Origin of the sequence: Streptomyces sp. 8N706, from assembly GCF_052245415.1 — a bacterium.
GTDB lineage: Bacteria > Actinomycetota > Actinomycetes > Streptomycetales > Streptomycetaceae > Streptomyces.
In genome coordinates, this window is record NZ_JBQQBW010000042.1 from 19,130 (window position 1) to 42,224 (window position 23,095).

The window sequence follows — 23,095 nt, forward strand, 5'->3', positions numbered from 1 at the left end:
CTGGCCCAGAGGCCGCCCATATCGGCGTCGGGCCTGGCCCATTGGCCGTCCGCGCCCGCCTCGGTCCTCGCCGGAAACACCGGCCCGGGTGGTACGCCCGCCCGGTCCCGTTCGGCGGGAGGGGGCGTCAGAAGCCGCGGGTGCGCTTGGCCGCGCGGCGGGCCGACGCGTCCGCCGCGCCCGGGACCTTGATGGCGAGACGGGCGATCTCACCTCCCAGGTTCACCCCGATCGCGATGGCCAGCGCCAGCGCTGCCGCCTTCGTCAGTGAGCCCAGGCCCATGTCGAGGTTGCCCTGGGCCACGGAGAGCAGCCCGAAGTACGTCGCGCTACCCGGCAGCAGCGGCCCGATCGCCGCCGTGACGTACGGCAGCGCCGACGCGTACCGGTACCGCGACAGCAGCTGCCCGAAGAGGCCGACGAGTCCCGCCGCCACCGTCGTCGACGCCACCGCGTTCACTTCGCTCGTGTAGTGCAGCGCACCGAAGACGACCCAGGCGACGCCGCCGTTGAGGGTGGCCATCAACACGGTGTGACGTTCCTGCTGCAGCAGCACCGCGAAGGCGAGTGCCAGCAGCATCGCCGCGAGGATCTGTGTCACCGGCCGGGTGGCGACGGGCAGCGCCTCCTCCGGGTTGAGCGTCGCGTTCAGCTGCACACCCCCGTACAGCACCGTCAGGACCCCGCAGACGATCCCGACGATGAGGTAGCAGACCTCGAGCAGGCGCGCGGAAGCGGTGATGTAATACCCCGTCAGCCCGTCTTGGACGCCCGCGACCAGCGCCCGCCCCGGGATCAGCGCGAACAGTCCACCGGTGATCACCGCCGAGGCCTGTACCTCCGCGTGCGCGAGGCTCACCGCGACACCGACCGCGGCAGGCGGCATCGCTGCGGCGACGAACTGGTAGAACTCCGGCAGCCCGCGTCCCGACGCCAGCCACGCCAGCCGGTCGCCGAGCATCGCGCCGACCGCCGCCGCGAAGAAGACCAGCCAGGTGCCCCCGACCAGGGTGCTCGCCGCTCCCGCCAGGGCACCGCTGGCCACCGTCAGCGCCCAGCCCGGGTACGGGTGCCGATTACGCCGGATCTCGGCAAGCCGCCGGTACGCCTCCTCCAGCGTGACCTCGACATCGTCCGAGCAGATGTCGTCGACCAGCCGGAAGACGGCGGCCAGTCGGGTGTAGTCGGTGACCCGCCGCCGTACGGTCCGGCTGGCGGTCACCGGGTCGTCCACGAGGGACGGCTGGTAGGTCACCGACAGCAGGGTGAACGTGACGGTCGGCTCGCAGCGGTCGAGGCCGTACGCGTGCGCGACCCCGAACATAGCGGCCTCGACGTCCTCCGCGCCCTCGCCGCCGGCGAGCAGCAGCTCGCCGATACGGAGCGTCAGGTCGAGGACGCGCGGTACGGCGGGCCCCGACTCGTCCTCGTGCTTCTCCGCCCGCTCCGGCACCGGCCGCTCGGCGAGCGGCATGCGCAGCATCGTGCGCATCCGGTCCTGCCAGGGAGTCTCCTTGGTCAGCCGGACCATCGGGATGCCATGCGGCGGAGTGAAGGCCGGGAAGCCCGTCGGCTGCTTGGTCTGTGTCCCGTGCCCCTTGGGAGGGGCGAACGCCGAGCCCTCCGGTTCCGTCGGGTGCTCCTGCGCCAGCCCACTGGGCACGGCGAATTCCGAGGTCGGGTGATCCTCCTCCGGCGGGGGCGGCAGCGGGACGCCCTCCGGTGGTGTGAAGGCGCTGTGCGCCTCGTCCGACTGCGGCTTACGGTCCTCCTGAGGCTCCGCCTCAGGAGCGATGCCGCTCCGCTTCGGGTCCACGACCACGTCGTTCCGCTCCTCCTCGCCCCGCCTTCAGATGCCTTCCCGGCCACGATGCCGCATGCCCCGCCATGCCGCCCAACATGTTCCCGCCTCCGTACTCTGAGAGCCGCTCAGTGGCTCAGTGCTGGCCGCCCTGGGCCTCGAGCCGCTTGATGGAGGCCTCGACCTCGGCCTCGGCCTCGGCGCGGCCGACCCAGTTCGCACCCTCCACGGACTTACCGGGCTCCAGGTCCTTGTAGACCTCGAAGAAGTGCTGGATCTCCAGGCGGTCGAACTCCGACACATGGTGGATGTCGCGGAGGTGCTCCACCCGGGGGTCGGACGCCGGTACGCACAGCAGCTTGTCGTCGCCGCCGGCCTCGTCGGTCATCCGGAACATGCCGATCGCACGGCACTTGATGAGGCAGCCCGGGAAGGTGGGCTCATCAAGGATGACCAGCGCGTCCAGCGGGTCGCCGTCCTCGCCCAGCGTGTTCTCCACAAAGCCGTAGTCGGCCGGGTAGCTGGTCGATGTGAAGAGTCGACGGTCCAGGCGGATGCGACCGGTCTCGTGGTCCACCTCGTACTTGTTCCGCGAACCCTTCGGGATCTCGATGGTGACGTCGAACTCCACGGGTGGCTCCTCCATGATCAGCACATACTTCGGGTGATTAAGTGTCCCTCACGCAGGTGTGTGATGGCGAAAGGGGCTGGTCCGAGGTGCCCGAGGCCAGATCGTGGCAGTTCAGGTGGGCCGTCGAACGGTGGCGGGCGCTTCCGGCATGGCATCTGCCCGCCGTATCGGCCCTGGTGGGGCTCGCCGTGGCGGCCGGTGCGGTGACGGCGGCCGGTCCGTGGGACTCCGGCCAGCGTACGGCCGAGCGGCAGCGGGCGGCGGCCCAGACCCGTACGCGTGGCGAGCATCACGACGAGCAGCGCGGCGGACGGGCCGGAAAGGCCGCGGGGAGCGCCCCCAGGGCCGCCGCTGTCCTGGCCGCTCTCGGCGCCGCCACCGGTCCGTCGCCGTCCCCCGACCCCGTACCCCCGCCGACCCGGACCGGGCTCGCCGACACCCTCGCCCCGCTCCTCAAGGATCCGGCGTTCGGCTCGCTGCGCACGGCGGCCGTCGTGGACGCCACCACCGGCAAGCAGCTCTACGACTCCGACGCCGGTACCGCGGCCGTACCGGCCTCCACCATCAAGATCGCGACCGCTGTGGCGGCGCTCGACGCGCTCGGGCCGGACCACCGCATCGAGACCGCCGTCGTCACCGGAGCGACCGACGAGGAAATCGTGCTGGTCGGCGGCGGGGACCCGACGCTCACGGCCCGCAAGACCAAGGGCCCGGACGGTCCGGCCAGTCTGCGCTCCCTCGCCGACGACACCGCCCGCGCCCTGAAGGACCGCGGTACGACGAAGGTCACGGTCGCGTACGACACCTCCCGTTACACCGGTCCCGCTCTGCACCCGATCGGCGCCGGCAACGAGAACATCGCGCCCGTCACCCCCCTGATGGCCGACGAGGGCCGCCTCGACTCCAGCGAGAGCGGTCCGGCGCCGCGCAGCCCCGACCCCGCCGCGGACGCCGCCAGGACGTTCGCCCGGCTGCTCCGCGACCGGGGCATCGACACCGGGGACGACCCGCGCCACACCACCGCGGGCAACAAGGCCGAGCGGGTGGCCGTGGTCCGGTCGCTCCCCCTCTCGTCCCTGGTCGAGCGGGCGCTCATCGCCAGCGACAACGACATCGCCGAGGCCCTCGCGCGGCAGACCGCGATCGCCGTCGGCGAGCCGGTGAGCTTCGAGGGGGCGGACCGCGCGGTGACGGCCCGGCTCGAGAAGCTCGGCCTTCCGCTCGACGGCGCCCGGTTCACCGACGGCAGCGGACTGAGCCGCGACGACAAGGCATCCGCCGCCCTCCTCGCCCAGCTCCTCGTCCGGGCCGCCGACCCGCGGCGGCCGGAGCTGCGGCCGGTCCTCACGGGTCTGCCCGTGGCGGGCTTCAGCGGCACCCTGCGCGGCCGCTACGCGGACGCACCGGCGGGTACGGGCATGGTCCGCGCCAAGACCGGCACCCTGACGGGCGTGAACACCCTCGCCGGGACGGTCGTGGACGCGGACGGCCGACTGCTCGCCTTCGCCTTCATGACCTCGGACACGAGGGACGCCCGCGGGGCCCAGAACGCCCTGGACCGCCTTGCCTCGGCGGTCGCCAACTGCGGCTGCCGCTGACCCGGCCGTGCCCCGGGCCGCCGCGGCCCCGCTCCGCCCGTCCACAACCCTCACCGCCGACGACCTCCAGCACGTACCGTGAAGTCATGACGAGCATCGGTGGTGCGGAGATGGTCGACTGGAACCTCGCGGTGGCGACGGCGACCCGGCTCGTACGGCCGGGCCCCGAGGTGAGCCGCGACGAGGCCCGGGCCGTCGTGGCCGAACTGCGGCGGCACGCCAAGGCCTCCCAGGAGCATGTGCGGGCCTTCACCCGTTTGGCGGAGCCCGGCTCGGACAGCCGGGACACGCCGATCCTCGTGGTCGACCGTTCGAACTGGATCAAGGCGAATGTCGCCGGATTCCGCGAAATCCTCAAACCGCTGCTCGAGAAGATGCAGGAGCGCCGTGGCAGCTCCCCTGGTGGAAACGTCCTCGGAGCCGTCGGCGGCAAGGTCACCGGTGTGGAGCTCGGGATGCTGCTGTCGTTCCTCGCCTCACGGGTCCTCGGCCAGTACGAGACCTTCGCTCCTGCCACCCGTGACCTGCCCGCGGGGGAGGACGGCGGTGGGAGGCTCCTGCTCGTGGCGCCCAATATCGTCCACGTCGAGCGGGAGCTCGACGTGCAGCCCCATGACTTCCGGCTCTGGGTGTGCCTCCACGAGGAGACCCATCGCACCCAGTTCACGGCCGTCCCCTGGCTGCGCGACCACATCGAGGGCGAGATCCAGTCGTTCCTCGGTGAGACCGAGATCGATCCCGGCACCCTGCTGGAGCGCCTGCGCGAGGCCGCTCAGTCGCTCACGGGCAACAGGCCCGACGGAGCGGACGACGGCGGTGCCCGCAGCATCGTCGAGCTGGTCCAGACGCCGGCGCAGCGCGAGATCCTCGCCCGCCTCACGGCCGTGATGTCGCTGCTCGAGGGGCACGCCGACTTTGTGATGGACGGCGTCGGCCCACAGGTCGTGCCCTCCGTGGCCGAGATCCGCGAGAAGTTCCAGAAGCGCAGGGCCAGCGGCGCCGGCCGGCTCGACCAGGCGCTGCGCAAGCTGCTGGGCCTCGACGCCAAGCTCCGGCAGTACCGTGACGGGGAGCGGTTCGTACGAGCCGTGGTGAGCCAGGTCGGGATGGCCGGCTTCAACCGGGTCTGGACCTCTCCCAATACGCTCCCCACCAAGGCGGAGATCGCCAAACCCGCGGACTGGGTCGCGCGGGTGCACCGCAGGACGGAATCGTGAGAACCGCGCGGCAGTTGGGCCGGCGATGCCCCCGGTAATCACCCGTCCGAGGGACCGTGGGCGATCGGTGGGCGTGCAATGCTCGGTGGACGGCTCGTCTCTGTCACCATCTACGTACTCAGCGTGATGAAGAGCCGTGACTGATTGCCGTGACGGAAGCCCGTACGGCACCCGTACGGCACCGGCCCCGAGGAAGTGAACCGGACATGGGTCCCCATCCAGCGGTCGCAGCGATACGCCTGGCGGTCCGCCGCGTACTCCACGACGTCCTCAACGACCACCCTCAGGGCGAGCCGCCGTCCGGCCCGCTCGTCCTCGTCGCCTGCAGCGGTGGCGCGGACTCCATGGCGCTCGCCTCCGCCCTCGCCTTCGAGGCCCCCAAGCTGGACATCCGCGCGGGCGGCATCACCATCGACCACGGCCTCCAGCCGGGCTCCGGCCTGCGCGCGGCCGAGGTCGCCACACGCCTGCAGGCCCTGCGCCTCGACCCGGTCGAAGCCGTCGCGGTGAGCGTCGGACGGCACGGCGGCCCCGAAGCGGCCGCCCGCGACGCCCGCTACGCCGCCCTCGACGCCGCCGCCGAGCGGCACGGCGCGGCCGCGATCCTGCTCGGCCACACCCGCGACGATCAAGCCGAAACCGTCCTGCTGGGCCTGGCCCGGGGCTCCGGCACCCGGTCGTTGTCCGGCATGGCCGCCGTCTCCGGCACGGGCGGCCGCTACCGGCGCCCCTTCCTCCAGCTCGACCGGCAGACCGCCCGTAAGGCATGCCTGGTCCAGGCGCTCCCGGTCTGGGACGACCCGCACAACACCGACCCGGCCTACACCCGCTCCCGGCTCCGCCACGAAGGGCTTCCCGCGCTGGAGAAGTCCCTGGGCAAAGGCGTGATCGAGGCGCTCGCCCGGACGGCCCAACTGTCCCGTGACGACGCCGACGCCCTCGACGCGTGGGCCTCCGATGTCGAACAGACCGTCCGTGCGGACGGCGGGGACGGCCTCGCCGCCCTCGACACCGCCAAGCTCTACGCACTGCCGACCGCGGTCCGTCGGCGGGTGCTGCGCCGGGCTGCCATCTCCGCGGGCTCCCCGCCCGGCTCCCTCTTCGCCCGGCACATCGAGGAAGTGGACCGGCTGATCACCGGATGGCGCGGCCAGGGGGCCATCAACCTCCCCGGCCGGGTGGAGGTCCGCCGCCGGTGTGGCAGTCTGGTGATTCGGCGACGCGACGAGGCCGCCGCCGAACACTGAGCCGAAACTTCGGCCGCACACCGAGGCGTACGGGCCGCAGCGCCCGCCGCTCGCCGGCGGGGCCGAGACAACCGAGAGTGACGCGGGTGGACGAGAAGGACATGAGCACCGACCTCCAGTCGGTGCTCATCACCAAGGAAGAGATCGACGCGAAGCTGGCCGAGCTGGCAGCGAAGATCGACGCGGAGTACGCGGGCAAGGACCTGCTGATCGTCGGTGTGCTCAAGGGCGCGGTGATGGTGATGGCGGACCTGGCGCGGGCTCTGTCCACCCCGGTCACCATGGACTGGATGGCGGTGTCGTCGTACGGGGCGGGCACCAAGTCCTCCGGGGTGGTCCGGATCCTGAAGGATCTCGACACCGACATCGCGGGCAAGGACGTCCTGATCGTCGAGGACATCATCGACTCCGGGCTGACGCTGTCCTGGCTGCTGTCGAACCTCAGCTCGCGCGGGCCGGCGTCGCTCAACGTCTGTACGCTGCTCCGCAAGCCGGAAGCGGCCAAGGTTGCGATCGATGTGAAATATGTCGGCTTCGACATCCCCAACGAGTTCGTCGTGGGCTATGGCCTCGACTACGCGGAGAAGTACCGGAACCTGCCGTTCGTGGGCACGCTCGCCCCGCAGGTCTACGGCGGCTGACCGCTCGCTCCGGCGTCGGGAAGGCGCGGGAACCCGTCGCGGTTTCCCGCCGTTGGAGCATGGGAAGGCGGTTTTGTTAACCGTCCTGGGCAGCGTCGGGTGACAATGCTGGGGTACGGTCCGAAGGTCAGTCTTCAAAGGTCGAGTAATACACCGTACGCACAGACAGCTCCGACTGGGGGCTGTCGTGCCTCACTGTGGCAGGAGGGACGGGGCGCCTGCGCCCCGTATGGATGGACGTGAAGCGCTACTTCCGTGGGCCGGTCATGTGGATCGTGCTGGCCGTCCTCGCCGTGGTCGTGTTGATGCAGGTCGTCGGCTCGTCCGGCGGCTACAAGACGGTGGACACCGGCCAGGTCGTCAAGGCGATCGCCGACAACAAGGTCCAGTCCGCCGAGCTGACCACCGGCGACGAGAACAAGATCAAGGTCGAACTCAAGGACGGCACGAAGGTCGAGGGCAGCAACAAGCTGCAGGCCAGCTATATCGGTGACCAGGGCGCTCAGCTCGCCCAGGACCTGCAGGCCAAGACCAACGACAGCGACAAGAGCACACTGCCCGACGGCTACACCGTGTCCCCGTCGAAGCAGAACCCCTTCGTCGGTGTTCTGCTCTCGCTGCTGCCGTTCGTCCTCATCGTCGTGGTCTTCCTGTTCCTGATGAACCAGATGCAGGGCGGCGGCTCCCGGGTGATGAACTTCGGGAAGTCGAAGGCCAAGCTGATCACCAAGGACACCCCGAAGACGACCTTCACCGATGTGGCGGGGGCCGACGAGGCAGTCGAGGAGCTCCACGAGATCAAGGAGTTCCTGCAGGAGCCGGCGAAGTTCCAAGCCGTAGGCGCCAAGATCCCCAAGGGTGTCCTGCTGTACGGCCCGCCCGGCACCGGCAAGACGCTGCTCGCGCGCGCCGTCGCCGGCGAGGCGGGCGTCCCGTTCTACTCGATCTCCGGCTCCGACTTCGTCGAGATGTTCGTCGGTGTCGGTGCGTCGCGTGTCCGCGACCTCTTCGAGCAGGCCAAGGCCAACGCCCCGGCGATCGTCTTCGTCGACGAGATCGACGCCGTCGGCCGGCACCGCGGCGCGGGCCTCGGCGGCGGCCATGACGAGCGCGAGCAGACCCTGAACCAGCTGCTCGTCGAGATGGACGGCTTCGATGTGAAGGGCGGCGTCATCCTGATCGCCGCCACGAACCGGCCCGACATCCTCGACCCGGCGCTGCTGCGCCCCGGCCGCTTCGACCGGCAGATCGCCGTCGACCGGCCCGATATGCAGGGCCGGCTGGAGATCCTCAAGGTCCACCAGAAGGGCAAGCCGGTCGCGCCGGACGTCGACCTCGGCGCCGTCGCCCGACGCACCCCCGGCTTCACCGGTGCCGATCTGTCCAACGTCCTCAACGAGGCCGCGCTGCTCACCGCGCGCAGCGACCGGAAGCTGATCGACAACCACTTCCTGGACGAGGCGATCGACCGCGTCGTGGCCGGTCCGCAGAAGCGGACCCGGATCATGAGCGACAAGGAGAAGAAGATCACCGCGTACCACGAGGGCGGTCACGCCCTGGTCGCGGCGGCCTCTCCGAACAGCGACCCGGTGCACAAGATCACCATCTTGTCCCGTGGCCGTGCTCTGGGCTACACGATGGTCCTGCCGGACGAGGACAAGTACTCCACCACCCGCAACGAGATGCTCGACCAGCTGGCGTACATGCTGGGCGGCCGCGCGGCGGAGGAGCTCGTCTTCCACGACCCGACCACGGGCGCGGCGAACGACATCGAGAAGGCCACCACCACGGCCCGCGCGATGGTCACGCAGTACGGCATGACCGAGCGGCTCGGCGCGATCAAGTTCGGCTCCGACAACTCCGAGCCCTTCCTCGGTCGTGAGATGTCTCACCAGCGCGACTACTCCGAGGAGGTCGCCGCGCTGGTCGACGAGGAGGTCAAGAAGCTCATCGAGACGGCGCACAACGAGGCCTGGGAGATCCTGGTCGAGAACCGCGACGTCCTGGACAACCTCGTCCTGAAGCTGCTGGAGAAGGAGACCCTCGGCAAGGAGGAGATCGCGGAGATCTTCTCCACGGTCGTGAAGCGTCCCGCGCGTCCCGCCTGGACCGGCTCCTCGCGCCGTACGCCCTCCACACGGCCGCCGGTGCTCTCCCCGAAGGAGCTGACGATGGCCAACGGCGCTCAGCCCGGAGGCTCAGCGCCCAGCACCGTCTCGACGGACAAGGTCGAGCTCCCGGAGGAGCCCGGCTCCGACAGCTGACGGGCGGCCCTTCCCGGGCCCGGAATGAATGCCGCGCCCCCTCAGGTTCTAACCTGAGGGGGCGCGGCATTGGCTCATGCCCCGACGCAGAAACGCACGAGGATCGAGGCACAGATGACCGACCCGGTGACGCTGGACGGCGAGCGCTCCGTCGGCGAGTTCGACGAGAAGCGGGCAGAGAACGCCGTCCGTGAGCTCCTCATCGCGGTCGGCGAGGACCCGGACCGTGAGGGCCTCATCGACACCCCGGCCCGTGTCGCACGCGCGTACAAGGAGATATTCGGGGGCCTCTGGCAGGATCCGGAGGACGTGCTGACGACCACGTTCGACCTCGGTCACGACGAGCTGGTCCTGGTGAAGGACATCGAGGTGTACAGCACCTGTGAGCACCACCTGGTGCCGTTCCACGGGGCCGCGCACGTCGGCTACATCCCCTCCACGGACGGGAAGATCACGGGACTGTCCAAGCTGGCGCGGCTTGTGGACGTCTACGCCCGCCGTCCGCAGGTGCAGGAGCGGCTGACCACACAGATCGCCGACTCCCTCATGAACATCCTGGAGCCGCGCGGCGTCATCGTCGTCATCGAGTGCGAGCACATGTGCATGTCGATGCGCGGCATCCGCAAGCCCGGGGCCAAGACCACCACCTCCGCGGTCCGGGGTCAGCTCCGCGACCCGGCCACCCGCTCCGAGGCGATGAGCCTGATCATGGCGCGGTAGTCCCTCCGGGCGAATCGTGCCGGGCTGGCGAACGCCGGCGATGTCCTGTGGGCTCGTGTGGTGGGCGCACAGTCCTGAGCGCTCCCCCAGCCACCGCTGGGCGGTGCTCCTGCTCCGACTCCTGGGAATGAATCCCCACCCGGGTCCTCGCGGACCGCCAGGACAGGGCCGGGTTGCCCTGTACGCCCACGCCCGCGCCAGGTCCTGTCCGGCATTTGCCGCCGCAAGGCGGGGCCCGCGGCTGGAGTCCGGGGGAGCGTCGTGGGCCAGGCGTGATGGGGCAGACGGCCTAGACGGCCGGCGCTTTCGGGCCGCCGTCGTCCTCGTCCTCCGGCAGTCGGCACACCCGTTCCAGGAAGAGGGCCGCCACCACGACCGCCACGCCCGTGACGACCGACAGCCCGGAGTAGATCGCCTGGTCCCGCCGCGGCCCCGCGTCCAGGCCGTCCAGCAGCAGGAAGACGAACGTGCCGCCGTACATCCCGGCCACCAGCGCCGCCACCAGCGCGCTGGCCTGGCCGAAGACGACAGCACGGGCGGCCAGCATCGGATCCACGCCCTTCGCGCCGGGCCGCCGCTCCCGCTGAGCCTTCAGCCGGGCGCGCAGCGACAGCGCGGTCGCGGCGAGCACGGCCGCGATCACCCCCAGCACGATCGGAGCGGCGACCGGCACCCTCGGGAGGGTGCCGAAGGTGTCCCACAGCCGCGCCCCGGCCCAGGCGAGAACCCCGGCCACGGCGAACAGCCCGAACAGCACCCTGACCCGCAGCTGCTTCACTTGGCCTTCCCCTCGCGATGGCGTCCCTGCCCCGTACCCGAGGAGCCTAACGACTATTCGGGGAGGCGGAGTTCCAGGTCGGCGCGCGGTACCACGCCTGCCCGGCCCACCCCGGCGAGCAGCTCGGCGACCGCCCCGCGCCCCGGGACCTGGGCCTCCGGGTCCACGTCGTGCCAGGGCACCAGCACAAAGGCCCGCTCGTGTACGCGGGGGTGCGGCAGGGTCAGCACCGGGTCGTCGGAGATCACGTCCTGATAGGCCACGATGTCGACATCGATCGTCCGCGGTCCCCAGCGCTCGTCCCGTACGCGCTCGAACGCCTCCTCGATCGCATGCCCGCGCTCGAGCAGAGAGGACGGCGGAAGCGTCGTCTTGACCAGCACCACGGCGTTGAAATACGAGGGCTGCGAATCCGGGTCCACCCCCCACGGCTGGGTTTCGTAGACCGGCGACACGGCCTTGACCCGTACGCCCGGGGTGTCCTCCAGCGCGTCGATCGCGCCCTGCAGGGTCTCCAGCCGGTTGCCCAGATTGCTGCCGAGCGAGATCACGGCGCGTTTGGGGTTGCTGAGCGTCGTGTCGGCGGCGTCCACCTGCTGGACCACCGAGGCGGGTACGGGCTGCACGGTCGGGTCGCTGGTGCTCATGCTCATACTCGGCTCCGGGTGATCGTGATGGTCACGTCGTCGAACGGCACGGTGATCGGGGCCTCCGGCTTGTGCACCACCACCTCGACCTCCCGCACCGCCTCGTGCTCGAGGCACTGCTGGGCGATCCGTTCCGCCAGCGTCTCTATCAGATCGACCGGCTCGCCCTCCACCACGCCCACGACCTCTTCCGCCACGACCCCGTAGTGAACGGTCCTCGCGAGGTCGTCGGTGGCCGCCGCGGAGCGGGTGTCCAGACCGAGCACCAGGTCGACGACGAAGGTCTGGCCCTCTTCGCGCTCCTGCTGGAACACCCCGTGATGACCACGGGCCTTCAGGCCGCGCAGTGCGACACGGTCCACGCGAATCACTCCCGCCGGTCGTCGGATCCAGGGGTGCGCACCGGCCGGCGGCACGCCACTCGCCCTCGAATCTACCTGCGACCCCTGACAACCTTCGCCCATGGGGGCTATGGACTTTGGCCCACCGGACTGCTACCGGGCCCGGGACCGCGCGTGCTCCGCGGTCCTGTGGCCACCCCTACCCGTCTCCCACTCTCCTCGAACGAGTGGCGTGTCACCACCGGCTGACGTTCAGCGACCGGCCGTCGGCTCCTCGCCCTCGCCGTCCTCGTCGTCCTGGGTGTCCGCCAGCACCGGCGACCCATGATGCGACCAGAGCTTCCAGCCGTCCGCTGTGCGACGGAACACATTCGTCGCGACGACCAGCTGGCCGACCAGCGGGCCCAGGGCTCCGTCCTCCTCCGCGGGCCCGCCGCTGAGGATGTTCTCCGTGCAGGTCACCAGCGCGGTGTCGTCCTGGACCGACACCTCGACATCGGTGAGGAAGAACTGGATGTAGTCGGTGTTCGCCATGATCACGGCATAGGAGCGCAGGACCTCGCCGTGTCCCCGGAGCACCGGCCATCCCGGGTGGACGCAGGAGATGTCTCCCTCCAGCCACATCTCCGAGAGGGCTTCGAAGTCTCCCTGCTCCATGGCTTCATAGAGCGCGGTGTTGGCCAGCTCGACCCGCTCGCGGTCCGTACGGGCCGCGCTCACACGGCCCCCTCGGCGTGCTCCGCGCCGCCCTTGGCGCCCTCGATGGCCCGGGCCACGCGTACCGCGTCCGCCGTCGCCCGCACCTCGTGGACCCGTACGGCCCAGGCGCCCTCGCGCGCCGCGATCGCGGAGACCGCCGCCGTCGCCGCGTCCCGCTCCCGTGCCGGTGGCGGGTCGCCTTCGCCGCCGGCCAGTACCCGGCCGAGGAACCGCTTGCGTGAGGCGGCCACCAGCAGCGGCTGCCCCAGGCCGTGCAGTTCGCGCAGATGCGCGAGGAGTGCCAGATCGTGCTCGGCGGCCTTCGCGAAGCCGAGACCGGGGTCGATCACGATCCGCTCGGGGGCGACGCCCCCGGCGACCACGGCGTCCATCCGCTCCCGCAGCTCGGCCACGACCTCGGCCACCACGTCCCCGTACACCGCGAGGCTGTTCATGTCCTGGCTGAACCCGCGCCAGTGCATCACCACGAACGGCACTCCGGCCGCCGCCACCACCGGCACCATCGCCGGATCCGCGAGTCCGCCGCTCACATCGTTGACCAGAACGGCCCCGGCGGCGACGGCCTGTTCGGCGACGGAGGCGCGCATGGTGTCCACGGAGACCACGACACCCTCGGCGGCCAGCTGCCGTACGACCGGCAGCACCCGGCGCAGCTCCTCGTCCTCGTCGACCCGGGTGGCTCCGGGCCGGGTCGACTCTCCGCCGACATCGACCAGATCCGCACCGCCGGCGGCCAGCTGCAGCCCGCGTTTGACCGCGGCGCCGGTGTCGAACCAGCGGCCGCCGTCCGAGAACGAGTCGGGCGTGACGTTCACCACGCCCATCACCGCACAGCGGTCCCACTCCGGAAGACCGGCGACGCGGCCGCGCAACGTACTCATGGGCCCCAGCCTAGGCCTCACCGGGGGCGCCGGTGCCCGCCGGGGGGAGACGGCCCGCGGCCGCTCCAGCCCCCGAGCCCCTTCCGGACCGGCCGTCCGCCGCGGGGCGGCCCGGGCAGCGGGCAGCCAGGGGCCTATGCCGGCTGGGGCTCGCGTTCCGGCACCGGGGCCGCGGACAGATGGGTGCACGGGCGTGCCCGGCCGCCGCCGGAGCGGCGGGCGAAGGGGCGGGGAAGGGCGAGGGTGACAAAGCCCTCGGCCTGCATCGCGGCGAAGCCGATCCGCGGAAGGTCACGGGTGTTGCGGAAGATCAGGAACCGTGGCTCCCAGTCCGGCCGGAACTTCGCGTTGAACTTGTACAGGGACTCGATCTGGAACCACCGCGAGAGGAACACCAGCAGCCCGCGCCAGCCCCGCAGCACCGGCCCGGCACCCAGCCGCTCGCCCCGCGCCAGCGCCGAGCGGAACATCGCGAAGTTCAGCGACACCCGCTTCACACCGAGTCCGGGAGCGGCCTGCAGGGCCGTCACGATCAACAGCTCGTTCATGCCGGGGTCGGCCGAGCGGTCCCGGCGCATCAGGTCCAGCGACATTCCGTCCGGTCCCCAGGGCACGAAGTGCAGTACGGCCTTCAGGTCCGCGTACGGGCCGGGCTCGTCGCCCTCGTCCGCCTTGTGCGCGGTGGCGATCACACAGTCCCCGTCCGCCGGGTCCCCGATCCGCCCCAGCGCCATCGAGAAGCCGCGCTCGGTGTCGGTGCCCCGCCAGTCGGCCGCGGCCTGCTGGATGCGCTCCAGCTCCTCCGGACAGAGGTCGGCGACCCGCAGCACCCGCGTCTCGTAGCCGTTCCGTTCGATGCGCTTCACCATCTGCCGTACGTTCCGCATGGCGCGGCCGGACAGGGTGAAGTCCCCGACCTCCACCACGGCCTCGTCGCCCAGTTCCAGTGCGTCCAGGCCGGTTTCACGGGTCCAGACCTCGCCGCCGGTCTCGCTGCACCCCATGACCGCCGGGGTCCAGGAGTGCACGCGCGCGTGCTCCATGAACCGCTCGATGGCCCCGGGCCAGGCTTCGACGTCGCCAATGGGGTCGCCGCTGGCGAGCATGACCCCGGAGACGACCCGGTAGCAGACCGCCGCCTTGCCGGTGGGAGAGAAGATCACGCCCTTGTCGCGGCGCAGCGCGAAGTGGCCGAGGGAGTCACGGCCGCCGTGTCGTCGCAGCAGTTCGCGCAGCCGGGTCTCGTCCTCGTGGGTCAGCCGGGCGGCCGGGTTCTCGGGCCGCAGTGCGAGATAGAGGGTGGTGACCGCGGTGAGCAGGCCGAGGGACCCCAGTGAGTAGCCGACGGTCCAGGAGACGCGTCCGGCGTAGTCGACCGGTCCTTCGAAGCCGACGAGCCCGTACAGGACGTGCTGCAGACGATCGAAGAGCCCGGGCCGGCCGACGACCTTGCCGGGGTGGGAGCTGACGATCACCATGCCGAGCGCGACGCTGCCCGAGCCCAGCAGGGCGAAGTTGGCCAGTGCCTTCCAGCGGCCTCGGGGGTCCGGGAGGGCGGCGAATTGCCGTCGGTGGCGGAGCAGCAGTGCCAGAAGGGCGAGCGAGAGCAACGCCCCGACGAGGGAGTTCCGGTAGACGAACTGGCCCACCGCTCCGACGGGCAGCAGCACGACGGTCGCCATCCAGGCCCGTTGTTTGCGCCGCTTGAGCCCGTGCGCGAGGAGGAGCAGCAGCACGCCCGCGCAGATCGCCATGGCCGCGGCGAACGGCCCCAGCGCGCCCGGAAGCACTTCGGCGACGGCATGCATCCGGCTGTGGCGGAAGCGGGGGAAGACCCCGGCGGCGATATCGAAGACGCCGAGGAACGTGCAGGCGGTGCCGACCAGGCCGGGCACTCTCTCGGGGCGGGGTCCGCGCAGCATCCGGCGCACCTGTCCGAAACGCACCGGAACCTCATCGGACTTTTCGCCATCTATCCTGACAGACATCGCTTCCCGTAGCTCCGTCGAGAACTATTGCGGCCGTTGGGCGCGCCTCCCGGACAATTTGCGCCCTCTAGGACGCCGCTTTCCGGGCCGGGGTTCCCGGGCGCCGGACAGCCTGTCCATAGGAGACTCGAACTGCTCTCAGGGAGGCGCCACCTCCGCGACACGGACGCCCGGTCGCCTCTCGAGAAGGCTTTTCATGGGTCTCACCAGCAAGAAGGTCCTGCTGCTGGCCGTTGTCGTGGCGGTGTTGGTGTTCGCCATGACCATCTGGCTGTGGCCACGGCTCGCGCGGCGCAGCGTACCTTCCGTCCTCGGGCGTGTCGGCATCCTGCTGGGCACGCAGTTGTCGCTCCTCGCGGCGGGTGGCCTGGCCGCCAACCTCTATTTCGGTTTCTACAGTTCGTGGGCGGATCTTTTCGGAACCGGTCAGGACATGGGTGTTGTCGTGAACCACGGCCGGGACGGTGTGCGGCCGGTCCAGGTGCGGGGCGCGCACCGTGTGGGCGGGCCGGGAGGAGGCAGCCCGAAGAAGGCGGGCCGGATCGAGAAGGTGCAGATCAACGGCGCGAGCACCCGAATAGCGGCGACGGCATACGTGTATCTGCCACCGCAGTACTTCCAACCGGCTCACACGCACCGGAAGTTTCCGGCCGCCCTCGTACTGACCGGCTTCCCCGGGACGGCCGAGAATCTGATCAGCCGGCTGCACTACCCGCAGACAGCGGCCCGCCATATCGCCGCGGGCAGGATGCCGCCGACCGTTCTGATCATGATGCGCCCGACCGTCGCGCCGCCCCGTGACACCGAGTGCGTGGACGTCCCCGGCGGTCCGCAGAGCGAGACCTTCTTCACCCGGGACCTGCGCCGGGCCGTCGCGTCCCACTACCGGGTGGGGGAGGAGGCGCGCAGCTGGGGCGTGATGGGCAACTCCACCGGTGGTTACTGCGCACTCAAGATGACCATGCGCCATCCCCGGGCGTTCTCCGCCGGAGCGGGACTCTCGGGCACATACGAGGCACCGATCGACGCCTCCACCGGGGACCTCTTCGCCGGCAGCAAGAGGCTGGAGAAGGAGAACGACCTGCTGTGGCGGCTGGACCACCTCCCGATGCCGCCGGTCTCGCTGCTGCTCGCCACCAGCAGGAGGGGCGAGGGCAACTACCAGGACACCCTGACCTTCGTCGCCAAGGCGAAGCGGCCGCTGCGGGTGTCGACGCTGATCCTGGACAGCGGCGGCCACAACTTCACCACCTGGAACCGCGAGGTGCCCCCGGCGCTCGACTGGCTGACGAATCGTCTCAGCGCCCCCTGATCCAGGAAACCGGGCCCTGTCCGGGCCTACGCCCCCGCCACCGTCTCCAGGTCCACGTCCGCGCGGGGAATCGCGTTCGCGTCCGCGTCGATCGAGCGCCGGAGGGCTTCATGGAGCCGGGCCGGGGTGAGGACGCCGAGAAAGCGGTCGCCGTCGAGGACGGCGATCCAGCCCGCGTCGTGCTGGAGCATGGTGCTGAAGGCCTGTTTCAGCGACGAGCCGACCGGCAGCCAGGCCGCCATCCGGCGGGCGTGTTCGCGGACCGTACCCGAGGTCCCGGAGGCCGTCGCGTCCCGGGAGAGCCAGCCGTGGAGGTGGTTCGAGTCGTCCAGGACCACCGCCCAGCGCGCACCGTCCGCGGCGAGGCGGCCCGAGGCCTTGGACAGCGGATCGTCGAGGTGGACGACCGGCGGCTGTTCGAGATCGCCCGGCTCGATCGTCGTCACCGACAGCCGCTTCAAGCCACGGTCCGCGCCGACGAAGTCGGCCACGTACGGTGTGGCGGGCGCGCCCAGTACCACAGCAGGCGGGCCCAACTGTTCGATCCGGCCCTGCCCGTAGACCGCGATCCGGTCGCCCAGCCGCACCGCCTCCTCGATGTCGTGGGTCACGAAGAGCACGGTCTTGCGGACGGTCGCCTGGAGCTTCAGGAACTCGTTCTGGAGGTGTTCCCGCACGACCGGGTCGACGGCTCCGAACGGTTCGTCCATCAGCAGGACGGGCGGGTCCGCCGCGAGTGCCCGGGCGACACCGACGCGCTGCCGCTGCCCGCCCGACAGCTGGTCGGGGTACCGGTCGCCGTAGACGGAGGGGTCGAGGCCGACCAGGTCGAGCAGTTCGGCCGCGCGCGCACGGCCCTTCCCGGGGTGCCAGCCCAGAAGATGGGGCACGGTCGCCGTGTTGTCCAGCACCGTCTTGTGCGGGAACAGGCCGACCTGCTGGATGACGTAGCCGATCCGGCGGCGCAGCTTCACGGGGTCGACCGTCGAGATGTCACGGCCGTCGAGGAGGATGCGTCCTGAGGTGGGCTCGATCAGCCGGTTCACCATCTTCATGGTGGTGGTCTTGCCGCAGCCCGACGGTCCGACGAGCGTGACCAACTCCCCCTCGGTGACCTCGAAGGACAGGTCGTCGACGGCGGTGGTGCCGTCGGGGTAGCTCTTGGTGACGTGCTCGAAGCGGATCATGGCTCCCCATTGTGGCCGCTACCGGCCCGGTTCCTGTGAAGAACGTATTGCGGCGGTGTGGCAGTTCTCACCGATTGTCAGTCCTTGGGGATAGGGTCGCCAGGCATTGAACCACCGGGCGAGAGAGGGGGACGGACGTGAGTGCGCGCAGCTGTCTGGCGGCGAACGACTGGATGTGCGGGACATACGTCCGTACGCGCAGTCAGGAGCTGCTGGACGCCACGGTCCAGCACGTCGGGATCACGGCGGCCTCGGTCGCCATCGGCCTGCTGCTGGCCTTCCCGCTGGCGCTGCTCGCCCGGCACCGGCCGGTCTTCGCGGGGCCGGTCCTCGGGCTGACCACGGTCCTCTACACCGTGCCGTCGCTCGCGATGTTCGCCCTGCTGATGCCGGTGTTCGGTATTTCCGCCTCGGTCGTGGTGACGGGCCTGGTGCTCTACTCCCTGACGGTGCTGGTGCGGAACATTCTCACGGGCCTGGAGGCGGTGCCCGAGGAGGCGCGGGAGGCCGCCCGCGGGATGGGTTACGGGCCCTGGCGGCTGCTGTTCGGCGTGGAGCTGCCGCTCGCCCTGCCCGCGCTCATGGCGGGTGCGCGGATCGCCACGGTGTCGGCGGTGTCGCTGACCACGGTCGGAGCGATCGTCGGGTACGGCGGCCTGGGCAATCTCATCTACGAGGGGATGGGGAGCAACTTCAAGGCGCAGGTGCTGACGGCCTCCGTGCTGTGCGTGGTGCTGGCCGTGCTGGCGGATGTGCTGCTGCTCGGCCTGCAGCGCCTGCTGACGCCCTGGGCGCCGGGCCGCCGGCGCGCTGCCGGCCGTAGCCGCCTACGCCCGGTCCGGATCCGTCCGGTGAGGGCGGGCTGAGCGGTATGGGAGCGATGGCGGACGCCTGGACGTGGCTGACCACGGGCGCCAACTGGGCAGGGGAGGGCGGCGCCTGGTACCGGCTGGGCGAGCATGTCCGGCTGACCGCCGCGTGTCTGGCGCTGGCCTGTGCGATCGCGCTGCCGCTCGCGCTCTGGCTCGGCCATGTGGGCAGGGGCGGGGCGCTGGCGGTGAACATCTCCAACGCCGGGCGTGCGGTCCCCACGTTCGCGGTGCTCGTGCTGCTGACCCTCACTCCGCTCGGCAAGTACGGCGATCTGCCGACGATCATCGCGCTGGTGCTGTTCGCCGTACCGCCGCTGCTGACCAACGCCTACGTCGGGATGCGCGAGGCGGACCGGGACGTCGTGGAGGCCGCGCGGGGTATGGGGATGTCCGGCGCCCAGCTGCTGACGCGGGTCGAACTCCCGCTCGCCTTCCCCCTGATCATGACGGGGGTCCGGTCGGCGGCGGTGCAGGTGGTCGCGACGGCGACGCTCGCCGCGCTGCCCGGCGGCGGTGGCCTGGGCAGGATCATCACGGCGGGCTTCAACACCTACGACACCCCGAAGGTGGTGGCCGGGGCGATTCTGGTCGCCCTGCTGGCCCTGCTCGTCGAAGCGCTGCTGGCGCTGGCGCAGTGGGCTCTCCACCCCATGAGGCGGCGGCGGAGGGCTCTCCCGGCCACGGTTGCCTGAACGACCCACGGAACGACTACCAGCTGGATGGTGAACCCCATGAGCAGAACCCCGCGGATCACGCGTGGCACACGGGCGGCGGGCGCGGCCCTGGCCGTGGCCGCGCTGACGGCCGGGCTGGCCGGGTGCGGCGGCGAGAGCCTGGAGAGCAAGGAGGGCGGCTCCGGCTCGGAGGGCGGCGGAGGCAAGAAGGGCTCGCTGGTCGTGGGTTCGGCCGGTTTCACCGAGTCCGCGCTCCTGGCCGAGCTCTACTCCCAGCTGCTGTCGGACGCCGGATACGGCACGACCATCAAGACGCTGAAGAACCGGGAACTCTACGAACCCGCCCTGGAGAAGGGCCAGATCGACGTCGTACCGGAATACGCCGCTACGCTTGCCGAATTCCTCAACGCGAAGAAGAACGGACCGAAGGCGAAGCCCGTCGCGTCCAGTGATGTGGACCGGACCGTCGAGGCGTTGAAGAAGCTCGCCGCGCCGAAGGGGCTCAAGGTCCTCCCGGCAGGTGAAGCGGTCGATCAGAACGCCTTCGCGGTGACCGAGGAATTCGCGCGGAAGCACCATCTCAAAACCCTCTCCGACCTGGGGAAGTCGAAGCAGAAGATCAAACTCGCGGCGGGTGACGAGTGCGACCTCCGCCCCTTCTGCCGCCCCGGGCTCGAGAAGACGTACGGCATCGACATCACCGGCGTCGACCCCAAGGGCGTCGGCACTCCGCCCGCCAAGCAGGCGGTCAAGGACGGCACGGACCAACTGGTGCTGACCACGACGACCGACGCCACCCTCGAGGACTTCGGCCTGGTGCTGCTGGAGGACGACAAGGGCCTGCAGAACGCCGACAATGTGCTGCCCGTGGTGAACGCGGATGACGCGGGCGACAAGGAGATCGAGGCGGCTCTCGGCAAGCTCACGAAGGTTCTGACGACCGAGGATCTCATCGAGTTGAACCGCAAGGTCGACGCGGAGCGGCAGAAGCCCGCGGATGTCGCCGGCGAGTACCTGGAGTCGAAGGGATTGCTGGGGAAGTAACCGGCCGAAAACAGATGGGCCACCGGGTCCCCAGACACACCGGGCGCACGGTAAGTTTCTGGCCATGCCACGTGGACGCCACCGCCATTCACCACCCCTGCACAGGCTACTTCCCCCTGCGGCGGTCGCCGGCGCGTCAGTTGCCTGCTCCGTCGCTGCCTGGCTGATAGGCGACCCTTGGGCGCTCCGCGTGCTGGTAGCGGCCGCGACCGCCTCCGCTGTCGTCGGCGCGGTCCTGATGCGCAACTGGGACCGCGCCGCCGGCAAGCGCGTCGCCGACCTCAAGAACGCCCGGGCGCGCGACGAGTGGCGCACCGATGAGCGGATCGCCGAACTCGAAACGGACCTCGAGGAGTCGCGCGAGATCCGCACCGCACTCGAGGCCAGGCTCCGGGGCAAGCGCGGCGAACTCGCCCGGCTGCGCAATGAACACGCCGAACTTCTCCGCCGCTACGCCACCGCCGAGACCGAACGCGCCAGCGCCCTCGAAGGCCGTCGGCAGCTCGCACTGGAGGCCGCCGCGCCGGCCAAGGCGCTGCCCGCCACCACGGCCGCTCTCGACGGCAACGGCGCTCCCACGCCCAGCGCGTACCTCAAGGCGGACAAGGCACTCACCGAGCTGGTCCGCAACGGCGCCCGGCAGCAGGCGCAGCGCACGGTCGCGGCGGCCCGCCGCCGCGATCTCGCCGAGCGACGGGAGGCGGGGGAGCGGAAGGGGAAGCACGCGGCGGCCGCCGGGAAGGAAGCCCGCTCCCGTACGGCCGCCGATGACGACACCGCGAAGGACACCCCGCCCGAGGAGCACCACAAGGTGCCTGCCGCGGCGGCGGTGGTGCCGTATGCCCCGCTCCGCCGCCCCGCCGTGCGCGACGCGGGTGGTTTCGACTTCTTCGGTACGCAGACGGCGGACGACGCCGGAGAGCCGACCGGGGGCGGGCGTCCGGAGTCGACCGCCACCGCCCCGGGCCCGGACGAGGACTTGGCCGACGTCGTCGGCGCGGAGGCTCTCGCCGAGCACGAGGCGAGCAAGGCGGAGGAGGCCCGCCCGGTGGACGACGCCGACCGGAGCGAGGACGTGAGCGGTTCGGCCGAAGCGGGCCCGGAGGACGACGCCGTGGCCGAGGGCGACGCGGGCCAGGGCGCGGAGGACGCGGGTGCGGCGGGTGAGCCGGTCGAGAAGGACGAACCGGGTGCGGCGGACGCATCAGAGGCGGCGGACGAGTCGGGTGAGGTCATCGACCTCACCGAGCACGACGAGACCGAGCAGATCGACGTCCGCGAGCTGCGGGCCCACACCTCGTAGGAGGCAGGGGTCGCGGGGGCGTCCGACTCCGGGTCGGCGCCCCCGTTCTCCTTGTCCCCTCCGTGTGGACTACTTGTCGATGTCGCCGACGACGAAGAACAGCGAGCCGAGGATCGCGACCATGTCCGCGACCAAGGTCCCCGGCAGCAGTTCGGTCAGTGCCTGGATGTTGTTGTACGAGGCCGAGCGCAGCTTGAGCCGGTACGGCGTCTTCTCGCCCTTCGACACCAGGTAATAGCCGTTCAGGCCGAGCGGGTTCTCCGTCCACGCGTACGTGTGGCCCTCCGGGGCCTTGAGGACCTTCGGCAGCCGCTGGTTGACCGGACCCTGCGGCAGCTCCGCGAGCCGGTCCAGGCAGGCGTCGGCCAGATCCAGCGCGTTGTGGGTCTGGTCCAGCAGACATTCGAAGCGGGCCAGACAGTCGCCCTCGGACCGGGTGGCCACCCTCAGCACGTCCTGCAGCTCCCCGTACGCGAGATACGGCTCGTCACGCCGGAGGTCGAAGTCGACGCCCGAGGCGCGGGCGATGGGCCCGCTCACTCCGTAGGCGTGCACCGTTTCGCGCGACAGCACGCCGACCCCGCGGGTGCGCCCCCGGAAGATCTCGTTGCCGAGAACCAGCCGGTCGAACACGTCCATCCGCGACCGGCAGTCGGTCACCGCCTGCCGGGCCCGGCCGAGCCACCCGGCCGGGAGGTCCTCCTTGAGCCCGCCGACCCGGTTGAACATGTAGTGCATCCGGCCGCCGGAGATCTCCTCCATGACGTGCTGCAGCTCCTCGCGCTCGGTGAACGCGTGGAAGATCGGGGTGATTCCGCCCAGTTCGAGGGGGTACGAGCCGAGGAACATCAGATGGTTGAGCACCCGGTTCAGCTCGGCGAGCAGCGTCCGCGTCCATACGGCGCGCTCCGGCACCTCCATGCCGAGCATCCGCTCGACCGCGAGCACGACGCCCAGTTCGTTCGAGAAGGCCGACAGCCAGTCGTGGCGGTTGGCGAGCATGATGATCTGGCGGTAGTCGCGGGCCTCGAACAGTTTCTCCGCGCCCCGGTGCATATAGCCGATCACCGGCTCGGCGTGCTGGATCCGCTCGCCGTCGAGCACGAGCCGCAGCCGCAGCACACCATGCGTGGACGGGTGCTGAGGCCCGATGTTGAGCACCATGTCCGTGCTCTCGGCCGCACCGCCGATCCCGACTGTCGTCTCCGTCATGGGAACAGTCTCGCAGC

At 70.7% G+C, this 23,095-nt stretch carries 21 protein-coding genes; 11 read left to right on the forward strand and 10 right to left on the reverse strand.

Annotated features, from left to right (window positions below; genetic code table 11):
• Positions 1 to 127: 127 nt before the first annotated feature.
• Positions 128 to 1,822: a threonine/serine ThrE exporter family protein gene (locus ACTWQE_RS17865; RefSeq protein ID WP_443329950.1), complete on the reverse strand. Its 1,695-nt coding sequence runs from the start codon at positions 1,820 to 1,822 to the stop codon at positions 128 to 130.
• 115 nt (positions 1,823 to 1,937) lie between these two features.
• On the reverse strand, positions 1,938 to 2,432 hold the full coding sequence (locus ACTWQE_RS17870; protein WP_443329982.1) for an inorganic diphosphatase: 495 nt from the start codon (positions 2,430 to 2,432) through the stop codon (positions 1,938 to 1,940).
• A gap of 86 nt (positions 2,433 to 2,518) precedes the next feature.
• Here ACTWQE_RS17870 and dacB point away from each other — a divergent pair, with 86 nt between their 5' ends.
• The 6 genes from dacB to folE all read left to right on the forward strand — a co-directional run bounded on the left by dacB (position 2,519) and on the right by folE (position 10,119).
• The gene (gene dacB, locus ACTWQE_RS17875; protein ID WP_443329951.1) at positions 2,519 to 4,030 is read left to right on the forward strand and encodes a D-alanyl-D-alanine carboxypeptidase/D-alanyl-D-alanine endopeptidase; all 1,512 of its coding nucleotides are present in this window, start codon (positions 2,519 to 2,521) and stop codon (positions 4,028 to 4,030) included.
• Positions 4,031 to 4,116: 86 nt separating this feature from the next.
• Entirely contained in the window at positions 4,117 to 5,247 is a 1,131-nt protein-coding gene (locus ACTWQE_RS17880) for a zinc-dependent metalloprotease (protein WP_443329952.1), read from the forward strand.
• 206 nt (positions 5,248 to 5,453) lie between these two features.
• Positions 5,454 to 6,494 carry a tRNA lysidine(34) synthetase TilS gene (gene tilS / locus ACTWQE_RS17885; RefSeq protein WP_443329953.1) on the forward strand — a complete coding sequence of 347 codons (1,041 nt, stop codon included), beginning with the start codon at positions 5,454 to 5,456 and terminating at the stop codon, positions 6,492 to 6,494.
• A 101-nt stretch (positions 6,495 to 6,595) separates the two neighbouring features.
• Entirely contained in the window at positions 6,596 to 7,135 is a 540-nt protein-coding gene (gene hpt / locus ACTWQE_RS17890) for a hypoxanthine phosphoribosyltransferase (protein ID WP_443329983.1), read from the forward strand.
• 233 nt (positions 7,136 to 7,368) lie between these two features.
• Positions 7,369 to 9,399, forward strand: a complete 2,031-nt coding sequence (ftsH, locus tag ACTWQE_RS17895; RefSeq protein ID WP_443329984.1) for an ATP-dependent zinc metalloprotease FtsH — start codon at positions 7,369 to 7,371, stop codon at positions 9,397 to 9,399.
• A 114-nt stretch (positions 9,400 to 9,513) separates the two neighbouring features.
• Positions 9,514 to 10,119, forward strand: coding sequence for a GTP cyclohydrolase I FolE (gene folE, locus ACTWQE_RS17900; RefSeq protein ID WP_443329954.1), 606 nt, complete (start codon positions 9,514 to 9,516; stop codon positions 10,117 to 10,119).
• Between the two features lie 289 nt (positions 10,120 to 10,408).
• Here folE and ACTWQE_RS17905 read toward each other — a convergent pair whose 3' ends face one another.
• From ACTWQE_RS17905 to ACTWQE_RS17930, 6 genes are all read right to left on the reverse strand, one after another.
• Positions 10,409 to 10,897 (reverse strand): DUF3180 domain-containing protein, encoded by a 489-nt coding sequence (locus ACTWQE_RS17905; protein WP_443329955.1) that lies wholly within the window; start codon positions 10,895 to 10,897, stop codon positions 10,409 to 10,411.
• 53 nt (positions 10,898 to 10,950) lie between these two features.
• Complete coding sequence (folK, locus tag ACTWQE_RS17910) at positions 10,951 to 11,544, reverse strand: 2-amino-4-hydroxy-6-hydroxymethyldihydropteridine diphosphokinase (RefSeq protein WP_443329985.1); 594 nt, start codon at positions 11,542 to 11,544, stop codon at positions 10,951 to 10,953.
• Positions 11,545 to 11,546: 2 nt separating this feature from the next.
• Positions 11,547 to 11,906 carry a dihydroneopterin aldolase gene (gene folB, locus ACTWQE_RS17915; protein ID WP_443329956.1) on the reverse strand — a complete coding sequence of 120 codons (360 nt, stop codon included), beginning with the start codon at positions 11,904 to 11,906 and terminating at the stop codon, positions 11,547 to 11,549.
• A 231-nt stretch (positions 11,907 to 12,137) separates the two neighbouring features.
• The gene (locus ACTWQE_RS17920; RefSeq protein WP_443329957.1) at positions 12,138 to 12,605 is read right to left on the reverse strand and encodes a nuclear transport factor 2 family protein; all 468 of its coding nucleotides are present in this window, start codon (positions 12,603 to 12,605) and stop codon (positions 12,138 to 12,140) included.
• Complete coding sequence (gene folP, locus ACTWQE_RS17925) at positions 12,602 to 13,486, reverse strand: dihydropteroate synthase (RefSeq protein WP_443329958.1); 885 nt, start codon at positions 13,484 to 13,486, stop codon at positions 12,602 to 12,604. The genes ACTWQE_RS17920 and folP overlap by 4 nt, the downstream gene beginning before the upstream one ends.
• A gap of 134 nt (positions 13,487 to 13,620) precedes the next feature.
• Positions 13,621 to 15,474, reverse strand: a complete 1,854-nt coding sequence (locus ACTWQE_RS17930; protein ID WP_443329959.1) for a phosphatidylglycerol lysyltransferase domain-containing protein — start codon at positions 15,472 to 15,474, stop codon at positions 13,621 to 13,623.
• Between the two features lie 196 nt (positions 15,475 to 15,670).
• On the opposite strand from ACTWQE_RS17930, the gene ACTWQE_RS17935 reads away from it, so the two are divergent.
• The gene (locus tag ACTWQE_RS17935; protein WP_443329960.1) at positions 15,671 to 16,786 is read left to right on the forward strand and encodes an alpha/beta hydrolase; all 1,116 of its coding nucleotides are present in this window, start codon (positions 15,671 to 15,673) and stop codon (positions 16,784 to 16,786) included.
• A gap of 26 nt (positions 16,787 to 16,812) precedes the next feature.
• On the opposite strand, the gene ACTWQE_RS17940 is transcribed toward ACTWQE_RS17935, so the two are convergent.
• On the reverse strand, positions 16,813 to 17,973 hold the full coding sequence (locus ACTWQE_RS17940; protein WP_443329961.1) for an ABC transporter ATP-binding protein: 1,161 nt from the start codon (positions 17,971 to 17,973) through the stop codon (positions 16,813 to 16,815).
• Between the two features lie 173 nt (positions 17,974 to 18,146).
• On the opposite strand from ACTWQE_RS17940, the gene ACTWQE_RS17945 reads away from it, so the two are divergent.
• The 4 genes from ACTWQE_RS17945 (at position 18,147) to ACTWQE_RS17960 (ending at position 21,866) form a co-directional block, all read left to right on the forward strand.
• Positions 18,147 to 18,839, forward strand: coding sequence for an ABC transporter permease (locus ACTWQE_RS17945; RefSeq protein ID WP_443329986.1), 693 nt, complete (start codon positions 18,147 to 18,149; stop codon positions 18,837 to 18,839).
• Between the two features lie 5 nt (positions 18,840 to 18,844).
• A complete protein-coding gene (locus ACTWQE_RS17950; RefSeq protein WP_443329962.1) occupies positions 18,845 to 19,537 on the forward strand; it encodes an ABC transporter permease in 693 nt (230 codons plus the stop codon).
• A gap of 39 nt (positions 19,538 to 19,576) precedes the next feature.
• Positions 19,577 to 20,563: an ABC transporter substrate-binding protein gene (locus ACTWQE_RS17955; RefSeq protein ID WP_443329963.1), complete on the forward strand. Its 987-nt coding sequence runs from the start codon at positions 19,577 to 19,579 to the stop codon at positions 20,561 to 20,563.
• A 190-nt stretch (positions 20,564 to 20,753) separates the two neighbouring features.
• A complete protein-coding gene (locus tag ACTWQE_RS17960; protein WP_443329964.1) occupies positions 20,754 to 21,866 on the forward strand; it encodes a hypothetical protein in 1,113 nt (370 codons plus the stop codon).
• 69 nt (positions 21,867 to 21,935) lie between these two features.
• Here the strand turns inward: ACTWQE_RS17960 and ACTWQE_RS17965 are convergent, their stop codons facing one another.
• Complete coding sequence (locus ACTWQE_RS17965; protein WP_443329965.1) at positions 21,936 to 23,078, reverse strand: NADH-quinone oxidoreductase subunit D; 1,143 nt, start codon at positions 23,076 to 23,078, stop codon at positions 21,936 to 21,938.
• Positions 23,079 to 23,095: the final 17 nt, after the last annotated feature.